15 protein-coding genes are annotated in these 14,096 nt (G+C 58.1%); 1 reads left to right on the plus strand and 14 read right to left on the minus strand.

The genetic code is table 11. The features are described 5' to 3' along the window. Positions 1-3: 3 nt before the first annotated feature. From WG78_RS08945 to WG78_RS08980, 8 genes are all read right to left on the minus strand, one after another. On the minus strand, positions 4-813 hold the full coding sequence (locus WG78_RS08945; protein ID WP_053937473.1) for a carbohydrate ABC transporter permease: 810 nt from the start codon (positions 811-813) through the stop codon (positions 4-6). Positions 814-861: 48 nt separating this feature from the next. Next, positions 862-1,728, minus strand: a complete 867-nt coding sequence (locus tag WG78_RS08950; RefSeq protein ID WP_053937474.1) for a carbohydrate ABC transporter permease — start codon at positions 1,726-1,728, stop codon at positions 862-864. 95 nt (positions 1,729-1,823) lie between these two features. Next, positions 1,824-3,071 carry an ABC transporter substrate-binding protein gene (locus WG78_RS08955; protein ID WP_053937475.1) on the minus strand — a complete coding sequence of 416 codons (1,248 nt, stop codon included), beginning with the start codon at positions 3,069-3,071 and terminating at the stop codon, positions 1,824-1,826. Positions 3,072-3,256: 185 nt separating this feature from the next. Beyond that, a complete protein-coding gene (locus tag WG78_RS08960) occupies positions 3,257-4,513 on the minus strand; it encodes an ABC transporter substrate-binding protein (RefSeq protein ID WP_236692010.1) in 1,257 nt (418 codons plus the stop codon). A 520-nt stretch (positions 4,514-5,033) separates the two neighbouring features. Next, the gene (locus tag WG78_RS08965; protein WP_053937681.1) at positions 5,034-5,774 is read right to left on the minus strand and encodes a GntR family transcriptional regulator; all 741 of its coding nucleotides are present in this window, start codon (positions 5,772-5,774) and stop codon (positions 5,034-5,036) included. Between the two features lie 103 nt (positions 5,775-5,877). Beyond that, positions 5,878-6,756, minus strand: coding sequence for a glucosamine kinase nucleotide-binding domain-containing protein (locus tag WG78_RS08970; protein ID WP_053937477.1), 879 nt, complete (start codon positions 6,754-6,756; stop codon positions 5,878-5,880). A gap of 150 nt (positions 6,757-6,906) precedes the next feature. Beyond that, positions 6,907-7,644: a phosphoadenylyl-sulfate reductase gene (locus WG78_RS08975; protein ID WP_053937478.1), complete on the minus strand. Its 738-nt coding sequence runs from the start codon at positions 7,642-7,644 to the stop codon at positions 6,907-6,909. Between the two features lie 27 nt (positions 7,645-7,671). Then, positions 7,672-8,451 (minus strand): sulfite exporter TauE/SafE family protein, encoded by a 780-nt coding sequence (locus WG78_RS08980; protein WP_201782406.1) that lies wholly within the window; start codon positions 8,449-8,451, stop codon positions 7,672-7,674. 165 nt (positions 8,452-8,616) lie between these two features. On the opposite strand from WG78_RS08980, the gene cysB reads away from it, so the two are divergent. Further along, positions 8,617-9,591, plus strand: a complete 975-nt coding sequence (gene cysB, locus WG78_RS08985; RefSeq protein ID WP_053937479.1) for an HTH-type transcriptional regulator CysB — start codon at positions 8,617-8,619, stop codon at positions 9,589-9,591. 66 nt (positions 9,592-9,657) lie between these two features. On the opposite strand, the gene WG78_RS08990 is transcribed toward cysB, so the two are convergent. The 6 genes from WG78_RS08990 to hscA form a co-directional block, all read right to left on the minus strand. Next, entirely contained in the window at positions 9,658-9,969 is a 312-nt protein-coding gene (locus WG78_RS08990) for a DUF2322 family protein (RefSeq protein ID WP_053937480.1), read from the minus strand. 65 nt (positions 9,970-10,034) lie between these two features. Beyond that, a complete protein-coding gene (locus tag WG78_RS08995) occupies positions 10,035-11,006 on the minus strand; it encodes an HD-GYP domain-containing protein (RefSeq protein ID WP_053937481.1) in 972 nt (323 codons plus the stop codon). A 139-nt stretch (positions 11,007-11,145) separates the two neighbouring features. Continuing rightward, positions 11,146-11,337, minus strand: a complete 192-nt coding sequence (iscX, locus tag WG78_RS09000; protein WP_053937482.1) for a Fe-S cluster assembly protein IscX — start codon at positions 11,335-11,337, stop codon at positions 11,146-11,148. Further along, positions 11,334-11,861 (minus strand): YbaK/EbsC family protein, encoded by a 528-nt coding sequence (locus tag WG78_RS09005; RefSeq protein ID WP_236692011.1) that lies wholly within the window; start codon positions 11,859-11,861, stop codon positions 11,334-11,336. The genes iscX and WG78_RS09005 overlap by 4 nt, the downstream gene beginning before the upstream one ends. Continuing rightward, positions 11,848-12,186, minus strand: coding sequence for an ISC system 2Fe-2S type ferredoxin (gene fdx / locus WG78_RS09010; RefSeq protein WP_053937484.1), 339 nt, complete (start codon positions 12,184-12,186; stop codon positions 11,848-11,850). Before fdx ends, WG78_RS09005 begins: the two co-directional genes overlap by 14 nt. Positions 12,187-12,221: 35 nt before the next feature. Beyond that, on the minus strand, positions 12,222-14,078 hold the full coding sequence (gene hscA / locus WG78_RS09015; RefSeq protein ID WP_053937485.1) for a Fe-S protein assembly chaperone HscA: 1,857 nt from the start codon (positions 14,076-14,078) through the stop codon (positions 12,222-12,224). Positions 14,079-14,096 lie beyond the last annotated feature (18 nt).

Consider the following 14,096-nt stretch of genomic DNA (forward strand, 5'->3'; position numbering starts at 1 on the left):
GTCTTATTTGACCGCGCCATCCATACCGCTGACAAAGTAGCGTTGGGTAAAGGCGAAGAACACCAGTACGGGGATCACCGTCATCACGATGGCAGCCATCACCATGCTGTCTGACGTAGCGAACGGGCCGGTCAGATCATTGAAGACACCTACGGCCAGCGGCAGTTTCTCACGGCTGGTGAGAATAATGGAGGGCCACAGATAATCATTCCACGCGTTAACCAGCGTAAAGATGCCCAGCGCGGCAATCGACGGCGCCGAGACCGGCACCATGATGCGCCACAGAATCTGCATCTCGGTGGCGCCATCCACGCGTGCGGCGTCGATCAAGTCTTGCGGCACCATCTCGAACGCTTGTTTCATCAGGAAAATACCAAAGGCGGCCGAGAAGTTGATGACGGTGGCGCCCAGGTATTCGTTGATCAGATGCAGGTGTTTCATCGTGATGAAGTTAGGAATCATCGCGACTTCGGACGGCAGCATCATGGTCAGGATGATGATCACGAAGATGGTTTTGCTACCCACAAACTTGAGCCGCGCCAACGGATAACCCGCCAGCACCGACACAATCACCACACCGACCACGGTCATGACGGCCATGATGGTGGAGTTTTTCAGGTAGGTGAGGAACGGCATGTCCGTAAACACTTTGGCGAACCACAGCAAGCCGGGCTCAGTGGGCCAGAACGAACGTGGAAACGAGTACATGTTTTCGGGATTGGTCGATAAACCGACCGAGGCCGCCCACCACAACGGGAAGGCGGTAAAGATGGCGAATGCGATCAGACCGGCGTAATGCCCGGTCAAACCCATGATCCGCCGCGAATTTCTACCCATGGCCATAATATATTTACCCCTGCCTTATTTCTTTTCGCCAAAGAAGCGGAACTGGATGATGGCGAGAAGCACGCAGAAGAAGGTGATTACCAAACCTGCGGCCGCAGCCCGGCCAAAATTGAAGTTGCGGAACGCCTGGTCGTATACGTAGAACAGCGCGGTATACGTGTCGCCCTTGCCACCCTTGGTCAGCACGATCGGTTCTTGCATGACCTTGATTGCGGCAATGGTCGACAGCAGCGTGCACAACAGGATGGTCGGTTTGACCATCGGCACGGTGATCTTCCAGAAACGCTGCCAGGCATTGGCGCCATCGAGCACGGCGGCTTCTTCCACTTCGCTCGGAATGGCTTGCAGGCCGGCAAGATACAGCACCATGTAATAACCAATCCCTTTCCAGAAGGTAAAGATCATCATCATGTACAGCGCGATTTTAGGTTCGCCCAACCAGTCGATCTGTTCATGCAACAGACCCAGGCTGGTCAGCAACCAGGTGAGCATGCCGTCGTATTTGTAAACGTAAATCCAGACCACACCGGCAATCGAAATCGAAGTAATTACCGGGATATAAAACGTGGCGCGGAAAAAAGTCATGCCCGGCAATTTGTTATTGACCAGTTTGGCCAATACCAATGCGCCCAGCTGAATGACCGGCACGATCAGCAAATACAGCAGCGAATTCTTGAGGGCATTCCAGAATAATTCTTCATGGAAGATATATTTGAAATGCGCGAAGTTATTCCAGGTGGCGGTGCCATCGGCGATGGAATAATCCTGGAAAGCCAGATACGTATTAAAGCCTACTGGCCAGAATGTAAATACGCCCATCAGGATCAAAGCCGGGGCCAGGAACAGATAGGCAATGGCGGCGTAACTGCGGGTATTCTTCACGGCATAACTCGACTGTAGCTTTATTTTTATATTGCAAAGATCGGTGCGGAACCGCATTTGCTGCGTGTTCCGCACCGGGTCTGGCTTAAATCAAATTACTTGGCCAGCTTTTCGTTCCATGCAGCAACTGCTTCGTCCAGCGCGGCCTTGACCGGCTTGCGGCCTTCGATCGCGTCCTGGATTTCGTCTTGCAGTTTCTTGGTCATTGCAGCTTCGTCCGGCAGCACGCCCGGCGGGATGGTCAGCGTTACAGCCTTGTCCATCGACTTGGCAGCAACGGCACGGCCTTGCTCAACCGGATCAGCCGACTTGGCGCCCGACTGGAAGTACGGGTCCAGGTTGCCCTTCTTGGTCGACGGGAAGGTGGTTTCGGTTGCCTTCGAGAAAGCAACTTGCTGTGCATCGCCAGTCAGGAACAGACCCAGCTTGGCGGCAGCGGCCGGATCCTTGGTGCCTTTCGGTACCACGAAGTCCATCAGCCATGCGCCGAATGCCATCTTGCCGGCATCAGTCGGGAAAGCAGCCACGCCAGTCTTGGCGTATACAGCCTTGGCATCGGTTTCGGTGCGCTTGAGGGCTTGCGGCGCGGTCGTCATCATGGCGATCTTGCCGGAGTTGTAAGCAGCGATTTCTTGCTCGAACTCAACCTTGAACACGTCTTTCGGCATTACGCCGGCTTTGTACAGATCAGCAAACTTCTGTACGAAAGCCACGTGTTTCGGCGAATTGAACACAGCCTTGTTGCCTTCGATCACCGGCAGGCCAGCGTAGTAGAACCAGCCTACAAAGTTGCCCAGCTTCGGCGCATAAGCCGGAACGCCGGTCTTGGCGGTGATCTGCTTGCCATCAGCCACAAACTGATCAAACGAAGCCGGAGCGGCCTTCACGCCAGCCTTGGCCAGCAGATCCTTGTTGTAAGCGATGATCGAAACGGAGTTGTACCACGGGAAGGCATACACCTTGCCGTTGACGGTCACGTCTTTCAGCGCGCCGACGGAGTACGAGCCCTTGGCAGCGCCCAGGTACTGGTCGATCGGCAGAATGTCGCCGGCTTGTGCATGAGCGTGAACCCAAGGCACGTTGAAGTTAACCAGCGCGGGCGGGCTGCCTGCGGCGATCGAAGCGATCAGTTTCGGCTCGATCTGATCCCAGTTCATGTCAACCCACTTGGCGGTCAGGCCCGGGTTGGCTTTGTTGAAATCGGTAACGGCTTTGTTGAAATAGTCGTTGAATTTAGGAGCCAGGTTCATGGTCCAGAATTCGAGTTCGGTATCTGCCTGAGCGTGCAGGGCAGCAAAGCCGAATACTACGGCGCCAACGGTCAACATCTTATTGAGCTTCATCTTGTCTTCCTCTTGGAGTTATCGACAAATACGCCAGGATTTCCTGTTCCTCGCGGTACACCACATTGAACCCGGCGTATCTCACCAGATCATGCGGATTTTCTGTTTTGCTGCGGCAGTGTATCAGAAAATTCCCACAGCAAAATCCATCTTTGCATGCCGCTGTCAATTGCGGCTAATACCTATTATTTTGTTGCAGACAGCTTCTGATTCCAGTAAGCGACGGCGGCATCCAGCGCGTCTTTGGCCGACTTGCGACCTTCAATGGCTGACTGCAATTCATCCTGCAATTTCTTGTTCATCGATGCTTCATCGGGCAGGCCGGTGACGGTCAAAGTACGCGCATTCACAATGGCTTTGGCAGCCACGGCGCGACCATGCTCAATTGGATCAGCCGAATTGGCGCCCGCCTGGAAATACGCATCAGTAACGGATTTGCGTGTGGACGGGAACGTGGTTTCAGTGGCTTTGGAAAAGCGCAGCTGGTTCTCGTCATTGGTCAGAAACTGACCCAGTTTGACGGCGGCATCCACGTTTTTGGTGCCTTTGGGCACCGACCAGAAGAACAGATAGCCACCAAACGGCGTATTGCCTTTGGATACCGGGAACGGCGCAGTCACAGTCTGGGCGTAGATGGTTTTGGCGTCGGTTTGCGTGCGCTTGAGCGCTTGCGGCGCGGTGGTCATCATCGCAATCTTGCCCGAATCATAAGCGGCAATTTCTTGCTCGAATTCCATCTTGAAAACGTCTTTCGGAATTGAACCGTCTTTATAAGCCTGGGCAAAACGCTCAACAAATTTGACGTGCGCCGGGCTATTAAAGACCGCCTTGCCATCTTTGATGACGGGCAGGCCTTCATACATAAACCAGCTGGAAAATTCTTGCAGCTTGGGGGCAAAGCCAGCCACACCGGCTTTGTCTTTCAGTGCTTTGGAATCACTGAACAATTGGTCCAGCGTTTTGGGGGCATCTTTCAGGCCGGCTTTATCAAACAGCGCCTTGTTATAGGCAATGATCGACACCGAGTTGTACCAGGGCAGACCGTAGACTTTGCCGCCGTAGGTCACGTCTTTGATGGCGCCATCAGCGTAAGTGTTTTTAAAGCTGGCGATCTTGCTATCAAGTGGCTCGATCAGACCTTTTTGCGCATATTCTGCCGCCCAAGGCACGGGCAGGTTAACCAGCGACGGCGCAGTGCCACCGGCGACGGCGGCCACAAAGCGCGGCTGGAAGGCATCCCAGTCGACATCAACCCAAACGGCTTCGATGTCGTTTTGTGAGCTATTGAATTTGGCAGTCAGCTCTTTCATGACCGCGTCAAACTTGGGGGACAGACTGTTGGACCAGAATTCGATTTTGGTCTTGTCGGCGGCCGCAGCCGGGAGCGATGCCATTGCGCAGCATGCGACCGTAACGGCCAGCATGATTTTGTTGAGCTTCATCTCGCGTTTCCTCTGTGTTCCGGTTTGTCGGGTCGCACATTGCTGTGCGCCACTTACGGCTCAGGAGGGACTACGCAGCGCAAACAACATACAGCGAGAAGCTCATCCAGAAACTACAGACGTGCCGGCCCAGACGAAACCCGGACGCGCCAAGGGCATCGGGTTCTATGTGATCGTCGTTCGATTCCGCGGATGCACCGGCTGCGTTGTTTTATAAAGGTCGCAGACCTGATCCATCCATCCTCTGCTACCCGCTCGTTGTTGGCGGGCTTATGTACTTGTTTCAACGCCCCGCGGTCGCCGGGCCTTGCCACCCCGTTTTCGAGGCTCAGGCAGATTACAACAAAATATCAATACGGTGAAACACTTCCATCGCCCCAGATTCAGGCTGGCGGCGCACCAGAATCCGGCAATCACCCTGCCCTATGCTGACAGCATGTAGTCAAATACACCACGCGTATGAACGGCCACTACGTACGGACCAACGGCAAAGCATGTAAAGCGTTTGAAATGATTGGCTTTATCGGTGCAACTCGACCACAAAGTCGTAGTAATCGCTGCGGAACCACGAATGCGTCAACTCCACCGGCAAGCCGTTTTCCAGATAACCCACACGCACCAAATGCAGCATCGCGTGGCCTTCCGGGATTCCGGCAAGGTCTGCAATTCGAGAATTTGCGTTGACCGCAGCGATATTCTGTATCGCGCGTACAACACTTAGCTTGGCGTTCTGCATGTACTCGTACAGCGAATCCCCAATCTTGTGCGGATCGCTGACCAGATGATGCGGCAGCGCAGTTTCTTCGACGGCCATAACCACTTCGTTCGCGGTCCGCACGCGCAACAAGCGCGAAACCTTGGCGTTGGGGGCCAGATTCAGTCGCATCAGCTCTTCTGCGGTGGCCGGGCCCACCTCGCGACGTAACCACCTGCTGCCTGGCGTAAAACCTCTTTGTTTCAACATCTCAGACAAGTTGGTCAGGCGCGACAGCGATTGCTCCAGCTTGGGCGTGATAAACGTGCCCGCGCCCTGACGGCGCACGATCATGCCTTGTTCGTACAACAGGTCGAGCGACTTGCGCGCGGTAACGCGCGAAACGCCCAGCACCTCACAGAAGGTGCGCTCGGACGGCAGCGGATCATCGGCTTTCCAGAAGCCGGCATGGATGGCGGCTGCCAGTTTGTGGCTCAGTTGCAGATACAGCGGTGTGGCGCTGTCCGCGTCCGGCTTCAGAAACAGCAGCTTTTGCTGTTGATCCATCGCCATGTTCTCCTTCGCGACCGCGCGCAAACGCACGGCCGATGTCATCGCAAAGTACGCGCTGGCGGGTTTGGCTTCAAACCGCGCCAGCGTGAGCGCCGCGTTAGCCAGTAATGGCTTTGTGGATCAGGATCAACGCGCCAGCGCAGGAATCTTTTTGCGGACGGCTGGTAGTCGCCAGGAAATCGGCCGGAATATACGGACGCAGTGCTTCAGACAAACCACCGCCGCAAATCGCCAGCGGCAAGGCCGGCGCGGTGGCGCGTAATGCTTTACCAATAATTTCGATTTCGCGGCCAGCTTCGGCCAGAAAGCGCGCGGCCACGGCGTCGGTGGTGCCAAACTCAACCACAATCGGCGACAGCGAGGCGCATTCGCCCTGCTTCATCTTGCCCATCCAGGCGAAGATGGCTTCTTTGGTTTCACCCACCACGCTAAACAGTTTGCGACCGAAGTCGGTCAGCGGCTCGCGGCCGTCAAACACGCGTTGCACGTGGTTGATCGCCTTCAGGCCCAGATAGGCGCCCGAGCCTTCGTCCGAGGTCGGAAAGCCCCAGCCGCCCACTTCGATGCGCGCGCCATCGGGCAACCACGCCTCGCCAATCGAGCCGGTGCCGACGGCGATAATGCCGCCATGCGCGCCGTTATGCGCGCCCAGCAAAGTGGAAAACCCATCGGATTCGACAATCACGCGGCCATAGCCGGGATTGGTATTTTCAAATTCGGCGGCCCAGGCGCGGTTGTGCACGCCAGACAACCCAAAGCCCACGGCGCAACGGCTGCGATCGGGCGTAATGCCCAGCGCATCAAAACCCTTGGCGATGGTCTCGTTGATATTAACCCACGCTTTTTCGATGCCTTGTTGCAGCGCCGATGCGCCGCCTTCGGCGCGAACCAGCTCCACGCCGTCCAGGCCCGAAATGGCAATCCGCGTGCCGGTGCCGCCACCATCAACGCCAATCAGATATTGAATGTCTTGCATGACCGTTTCCTTCCTCTAGCATCCACTGGGTAAATCGTTTGTATTTGTTGCTTTTTTAATTGCCGGGTCATCCCGGTCAAGCGAATGCCGCCATAAGCGGCGGCATTCTGAAGGCATAACCAGTGAATCTAGTCAGGCAATACCTGACTGTCAACGACCCGGGGCCGCAGACAATGAACTAGAGACAGGAATAATGCTGACCACGTCGCTTTTCACGTGCAGACCGCATTCTTTGTTCTCCGGATTTTCCCACCACCAGCGGCCGGCGCGTACGTCTTCGCCCACCGCGATGGCGCGCGTACAGGGCGCGCAACCAATCGACGGATAGTGTTTATCATGCAAAGCGTTATACGGCACGTTGTTGGCGCGCAGATAAGCCCACACATCTTTTTCGGTCCATTCAATCAGTGGATTGAATTTTTCCAGACCATTGCCGCTGTCGTATTCCTGATTGCCCAGGTCGGTGCGCGTGGGCGATTGTTCGCGACGCAAGCCGGTTACCCACGCGGTTTTGCCCGCCAGCGCGCGTTTAAGCGGTTCGCCTTTGCGGATGTGGCAACAGGCTTTGCGCAATTCGATCGAATCGTAAATCGAGTTGATACCGTTGGCGTTCACCCAGCTTTCTATCTGGCCCGCATCGGGGAAAAACACCTGCACCGGATGCGACGGATAACGCTCGTGCACCTTTTGCATCAGCTCGTAGGTTTCATTGGGCAAGCGCCCGGTGTCCAGGCTGAATGACTGGATATTGATGTTGTGCTTTGCAATCAGGTCGGTCAGCACCATGTCTTCTGCGCCAAACGAATTGGCAAACACGGCCGGTTTGAATTCCGTGCCGATGCGCTGCAATAACGCCAGGGTATCGGCGATTTTTTGTTCCAGATCCATACCTGCTCCGCAATTAAATCCGGGGTTTTAAAACACCAGTTTGGCACCCACGATGGCCAGCATCACCGCCAGCGCCGGGCGCAGAAAGCGATCGGGCAAACGGCCCGCCAGATGGCTCCCCACATAGATGCCGGGCAAGGAGCCCATTAACAAGAAGCCGAGTATATGCAAATCCAGATTGCCCAGACCAGCGTGGCCCAGCCCGGCCACCAACGTTAACGGCACGGCGTGAGCAATCTCGGTGCCCACCAGGCGCGACGTGGGCAGCAGCGGGTACAGCGCAAACAACGCCACGGTGCCCAACGCGCCTGCGCCAATCGACGACAACGTCACAATCACGCCCAGCACCACACCGGTGAACACGGTGGCGGCGACGGTCTTGCGCGAGCGCATGGTCTCGGCGCTGACCACGGCCCCCCGCCCCATCAGGCGTTGCAGCACCGGTTTGAGCAAAATGGCGGCGGAGGTCAACAGCAAAGCCACGCCCAGCGTTGATTTGATCAGCGCATTGATGGCTTTGGTGTCCGCGCCGCATACGTGCAGCAGCACCAGCGTGACGATGGCGGCAGGCACGCTGCCCACGGCCAGCCAGCCGGTCACGCGCCAATCAATATTGCGATGTTTGTGATGAACCCAGACGCTGCTGCCCTTGGTGATGGCGGCGTACAGCAAATCGGTGCCGACGGCGGTGGCCGGGTTGATGCCGAAATACAACAGGATGGGCGTCATCAAGGAACCGCCGCCTACACCGGTCATGCCCACGATAAAACCAACCAGCAAACCCGCAACGATAAAGCCTGTATTCACTTGGACCCTTGCCAACCGGAACTTGCCGACCGCTTTGGCGCAGGGGCGCAAAGCAGTGGGGAATGGATTAAAAACCGCAGAACGCGCGATTATAGCAACGGGTTTATATTGCTTTAGACTGTTATGTTAAGATTTTAGAAGGTCTGGTTATTTATTGGTGCTGCGATGAAATTACAACAATTACGATACCTGGTAGAAGTAGCAAAACAAGGGCTCAACGTCTCCGAAGCGGCGGAGAAACTGCATACCTCGCAACCCGGGATTTCCAAGCAGATTCGTTTGCTCGAAGACGAACTGGGCGTGCAGGTGTTTATCCGTAACGGCAAGCGTGTCGTGGATGTCACCGCGCCAGGCCGCGAAATTCTGCGCATTTCTGAACGCATCCTGATGCAAGCGCAAAACCTCAAACGCATTGGCGAGGAATTCGTCAACGTGGAAGGCGGCAGCCTGACCATTGCCACCACGCATACCCAGGCGCGCTACGCCCTGCCCCGCACCATCAAGGCCTTCTTGTCGCGCTACCCCAAGGTGCGCTTGTCGATCAAACAGGGCAGCCCCACGCAGATCAGCGAAATGGTGGTCGAAGGCGCGGCGGATCTGGCCATCGCCACCGAAGGCATCGATCATTATCACGAGCTGGCCATGCTGCCGTGCTACGACTGGAACCGCTCGATTGTGGTGCCGGCCGACCACCCGCTGACGGCGCTTGACCACGCTATCCGTTTGGAAGACGTGGCGGCCTATCCGCTGATTACCTATGACTTTGCCTTTACCGGCCGCTCGCTGATTAATCGCGCGTTCGAACAACGTGGTCTGACGCCGAATGTGGTGCTGACCGCCATCGATTCGGACGTGATCAAAACCTACGTCGGCCTCGGTCTGGGCGTCGGCATCCTGGCGAGCATGGCCTTTGAACCCGACCGCGACCACGGCCTGGTGGCCATAGACGCCAGCCATCTGTTCGAGCCATCCACCACCCGCATCGGTGTGCGCCGTGACGCCTATTTGCGTGGCTATGCCTTTGATTTTATTGAGCTGTTCTCGCCCCATCTAAACCGCGAAGTGGTGCACGCGGCGCTGCTGATGAACGAACCAGATGGCGGTGATCACGCCATTGATATTGGCGATGACGACGAGTAAATCATCGGCGGTCCAGGCATAAAAAAACGGCGCATCGAGCGCCGTTTTTTTTCGTCTAGAACCAACTCAAGCCGCGATCAGCCGCACCGCCAGCGCCTGGCCGCCCTCGGCCAGCACCAGCAACCGATCAATATTCGGATGCTTGCCCGGGTTGGCCACCGCATCGGCGGTATGTTCGGCGTACAGGCGCAAGCCTTTATCCGCCGCCACGGCGTCGAGCGCGCCAAATTCCTGATACAGCGCGTGGTAGACGCGCACGCTGCCCGCTTGGCCGGGTTGATTGTCCAGGCGGCCGGTGACGGTGTCGCCATCAAGGATTTCCAGCGCAGCCAGATGCGCCACGCTGGGCAGCGTGTCCAGAATTTCTTTAAACGTCATAGTGATTCACGATCAACAAGGGAAGAAATCAAAGCGCCGGTGACGAGCATCCGCACCGACGATGCTTACAATCCGGCGGCGGTGGCGCCCCAGACGTGGGTGGAACGCAGGCGTCCGGCCAGCAAACGCGGATCAAGCACGTGGGCGATCTGATAGCCTGCTTGCGCGGTATCGCGCGGCGGCGAATCGGGCACCGGGTTGCCTTTGGCGTCCAGCAACGACACCACCGACGGTGCGTGGTCATCGTCGCCGGCGTGGCGCACCACGGCCACTTCGCCGTTACGCAATTGCACGACCGCACCGGGCGGATACACGCCAATGGTTTCGCGGAACAGCGCGCCAAATTTGGCATCAACGCCGCCGTTTTGCGCCAGGCTCTCAAACATCGCGTTATCCACCGCCGAAGCCTTACGCCATGCGCTCTGCGTCAGCATGGCGCAATAACGGTCGGCCAGGCCGATCAAACGCGCTTCAAAGCGGATCTGTTCGCCGCTCAGTCTGGCCGGATAACCGCTGCCGTCAGGCGCTTCGTGGTGCTGCAGCACGCAATCCAGCCAGGTCAGGTCCGCCACGCCCAGACCGCGCAACATATCACGGCCCAATTGCGGGTGTTCCTGCATGGTGATGCGCTGTGCGGGCGTGAGCGGGCCTGCTTGTTGGGTCAGCGTTTCCTGCAGCGCCAGCATGGCGATATTCATGGTCAGCGCGGCGCAGACCACCGACTGGCGTTCCAGCAACGGCATCCCGACCCGGCGCGCCACAATCTCGACCACGGTGGCGGTATCCGCTGCATGGCGTACGCCGTAACCACCTTCTTGCGCATGCAGAATCACGGCCAACGCCACATCGCTGTCCTGCATACACGCCAGCTGGATTTGCTGAGCAATTTCGGTAATGCGTTGCGGCAGATCGTTGATGGTTTCTGCTTGCTCCAGCACCTGCAACAGGCGAAAACGCGCCTGCAGTATCTGGCTGGCAACAGACAGACCGCGAGTGGTCGGGGTGGCGGAATCGCCAGAGGCAAGCGCGGGCGGCATCGAGATCAGTGCTCCACTAAAAACCGGGTTACATCGGGGAAATGACGAGGGATCATGGCGCGAATCCGCCAGCCCGGCAACGGCCGTCGGGATGGAACACGCGTGGGACAATCACCCCACCCGCGGCGCGCCCGCGTGATCAGATCTCGTCGATCCAGGCTTGCTGGATGGCCTCAAGGATCTTTTCACCGCAGCGCTTGGGATCATCGTCAAAGTCATCCAGCGCCAGCACCAGATCCATCAGTTCGGTAAACCGAACCGTGCGCGGGTCGACTTCGGGGTAGCGATCAGCCAGCTCGATCGCGATATCCAGCGAATCAGTCCATTTCATGCGGTCGTTTCCTCTTTGACGCGTGCCACGCGGCCAGCGGTCAGCGTCAGCAATTCATCCGGAGTCAGCCGGAATACGCTGTTGGGCGTGCCCGCGGCAGCCCAGATTTCTGCGTATTCAAACAAATCCTGGTCGATCAGGGTAATCGGCGTTTCAACGTGTGCCACTGGCGCAACGCCGCCGATGGCAAAGCCGGTTTTGGCGCGCACAAAATCAGCGTCGGCGCGGCCGGTTTTCTCACCAATCAACGCGCTGACGGCTTTCTCGTCGACCCGATTGCGCCCACTGGTCACCACCAGCACCAGCCGGTCGCTGGCCTTGGCTTTCAGAATGATGGATTTGGCGATCTGGGCCACATCGCAACCAATGGCGGCGGCGGCATCAGCGGCGGTACGCGTAGATGCATCAAAGGTAACGATGCGTGCGGCGATGCCGTGCTGCGCCAATACATCGGCCACGCGCTGCTGACTGGCGCTGGCCGCGACTTGCGTTTCGACCGGAGCCGTCATCTTAGTGATGCTCACGCGCGTGGTTGATGGTGTATTTGGGAATCTCGACCACCAGATCGGTGGCCGCAACGATGGCCTGACACGACAAGCGCGATTGCGCCTCCAGACCCCATGCTTTATCCAGCATGTCTTCTTCCAGCTCGTCGGCTTCGTTCAGGCTACTGCCGCCCTCGCGCACGATCACGTGGCAGGTGGTGCAGGCACACGATTTCTCGCAGGCGTGCTCAATTTCGATGTCCGCGTCCAGCAGTGCATCGCATATCGAAACGCCCGGCTCCACGTCGAGCACAGCGCCATCGGGGCACAACTGGGGATGCGGCAAAACCACTACTTGTGTCATGTTGAGTCCTGATCGTCTTGTTCGGCTCGGCTGTTTTACAGATCGCCGATCTTGTGGCCGGCCAGCCCGCGTTTGACTGCGGCATCCATGCGCCGCGCCGCAAACGTGGCGGTCACTTCGTTAAGTTTTTCGGCGGTGATGCGGATGGCGTCGGCGTCGTCCGCAGCCATTTTTTGCTGCAGATTGGCCAGCACGGCGTCGATGACCGCGCGTTCTTCGGCATCCACCAAGTCACCATCCAGCGCCAGCGCATTTTGCGTGGCCTGCAGCAGGCTGAGCGCATCCACGCGCGCTTCGGCCAGCTTGCGTTGCGTCATGTCGTCGTTGGCGTGTTTCATCGAATCGATCAGCATGCGGCCGATTTCATCGTCGCCCAGGCCATACGAGGGCTTGACCGCGATGCTGGCCTCGATGCCACTCGACATCTCGCGCGCCGACACCGACAGCAAGCCATCAGCATCCACCTGGAAAGTGACGCGGATGCGCGCCGCACCGGCCACCATCGGCGGAATGCCGCGCAATTCAAAGCGCGCCAGCGAACGGCAATCACGCACCATCTCGCGCTCGCCTTGCAATACATGGATGGCCATCGCGGTCTGGCCATCTTTAAACGTCGTAAATTCCTGGGCGCGCGCGGTCGGGATGGTGGAGTTGCGCGGGATGACTTTCTCGACCAGATCACCCATGGTCTCCAGCCCCAGCGACAAGGGGATGACATCCAGCAGCAGCCAGTCGTCTTCGCCCTTGTTGCCTGCCAGCACATCGGCCTGCATCGCCGCGCCCAGCGCGACCACTTTGTCCGGGTCCAGATTGGTCAGCGGGGTCTGGCCAAACAGCGTTTCGACGGCCTGGCGCACATGCGGCATGCGCGTCGCGCCGCCCACCAGCACCACGCCGTTGACATCGGCGGCGGTGATTTTGGCGTCGCGCAGCGCTTTCTTGACCGGCGTCAGCGTCTTTTGTACCAGGTGCGCAGTCAGTTGCTGGAATTGCGCCACGGTAAATTCAACATCGATGGCCTGGCCATCCGACAAGGTGGCAGCGATATGCGTCACGTCGTGGTCGGTCAGCGCTTCTTTGGCTTCGCGCGCGCGGGTCAGCAGCAGACGCGTATCGTGCGCGTTCAGTTGCGACAGGCCGGCTTGTTCGAGCACCCAGCAGTGGATGCGATGATCAAAATCATCGCCGCCCAGTTGCGAATCGCCCGACGTGGCTTTGACTTCGAATACGCCGCGGGTCAGTTCCAGCACCGACACATCAAAGGTGCCGCCGCCCAGGTCATAAATCACATAAGTGCCTTCCGCGCCGTTATCCAGCCCGTAGGCGATGGCGGCGGCGGTTGGTTCATTCAGCAAGCGCAACACATTCAGACCGGCCAGTTTGGCGGCGTCTTTGGTGGCCTGGCGCTGCGCATCATCAAAATACGCGGGCACAGTAATCACTGCGCCGACCAGTTCGCCGCCCAAGCTGGCTTCGGCGCGGTCTTTTAACGTGCGCAGGATATCGGCGGAGACTTCCACCGGGCTTTTGATGCCCGCCGCGGTATGCAGCTTGAGCATGCCCGGCTCTTCGACAAAGCGGTACGGCGTGGCCAGATCGCCGATGTCTTTCAGGCCGCGGCCCATAAAGCGTTTGACCGAGACAATGGTATTGGCCGGATCGGCATTCTGGCGCGCTTGCGCCTTGTGGCCGACTGCATCGACACCGCTGGCGCTGTAATGCACCACCGACGGCAGCAAAGTGCGGCCTTCGCTATCGGGCAGGCAGGCGGTGCTGCCGCTGCGCACGGTGGCGACCAGCGAATTGGTGGTGCCCAGATCGATGCCCACCGCCAGGCGATGCTGGTGCGGTGCGGCGGACATGCCCGGTTCAGAGATTTGCAGTAATGCCATAGCGTCTTCAGATGTCAA

The organism is Amantichitinum ursilacus, assembly GCF_001294205.1.
In the GTDB taxonomy this organism is placed as follows: domain Bacteria; phylum Pseudomonadota; class Gammaproteobacteria; order Burkholderiales; family Chitinibacteraceae; genus Amantichitinum; species Amantichitinum ursilacus.

Excerpts from the sequence above, each read along its gene's own strand:
- WG78_RS08990 (WP_053937480.1), bottom strand. The coding sequence starts at position 9,969 with ATGACGTTTAAAGAAATTCTGGACACGCTGCCCAGCGTGGCGCATCTG.
- cysB (WP_053937479.1), top strand. The coding sequence starts at position 8,617 with ATGAAATTACAACAATTACGATACCTGGTAGAAGTAGCAAAACAAGGG.
- WG78_RS08975 (WP_053937478.1), bottom strand. The coding sequence starts at position 7,644 with ATGGATCTGGAACAAAAAATCGCCGATACCCTGGCGTTATTGCAGCGC.
- WG78_RS08960 (WP_236692010.1), bottom strand. The coding sequence starts at position 4,513 with ATGAAGCTCAACAAAATCATGCTGGCCGTTACGGTCGCATGCTGCGCA.
- WG78_RS08945 (WP_053937473.1), bottom strand. The coding sequence starts at position 813 with ATGGGTTTGACCGGGCATTACGCCGGTCTGATCGCATTCGCCATCTTT.
- WG78_RS08965 (WP_053937681.1), bottom strand. The coding sequence starts at position 5,774 with ATGGATCAACAGCAAAAGCTGCTGTTTCTGAAGCCGGACGCGGACAGC.
- WG78_RS08955 (WP_053937475.1), bottom strand. The coding sequence starts at position 3,071 with ATGAAGCTCAATAAGATGTTGACCGTTGGCGCCGTAGTATTCGGCTTT.
- WG78_RS08995 (WP_053937481.1), bottom strand. The coding sequence starts at position 11,006 with ATGCCGCCCGCGCTTGCCTCTGGCGATTCCGCCACCCCGACCACTCGC.
- WG78_RS08970 (WP_053937477.1), bottom strand. The coding sequence starts at position 6,756 with ATGCAAGACATTCAATATCTGATTGGCGTTGATGGTGGCGGCACCGGC.
- iscX (WP_053937482.1), bottom strand. The coding sequence starts at position 11,337 with ATGAAATGGACTGATTCGCTGGATATCGCGATCGAGCTGGCTGATCGC.
- fdx (WP_053937484.1), bottom strand. The coding sequence starts at position 12,186 with ATGACACAAGTAGTGGTTTTGCCGCATCCCCAGTTGTGCCCCGATGGC.
- hscA (WP_053937485.1), bottom strand. The coding sequence starts at position 14,078 with ATGGCATTACTGCAAATCTCTGAACCGGGCATGTCCGCCGCACCGCAC.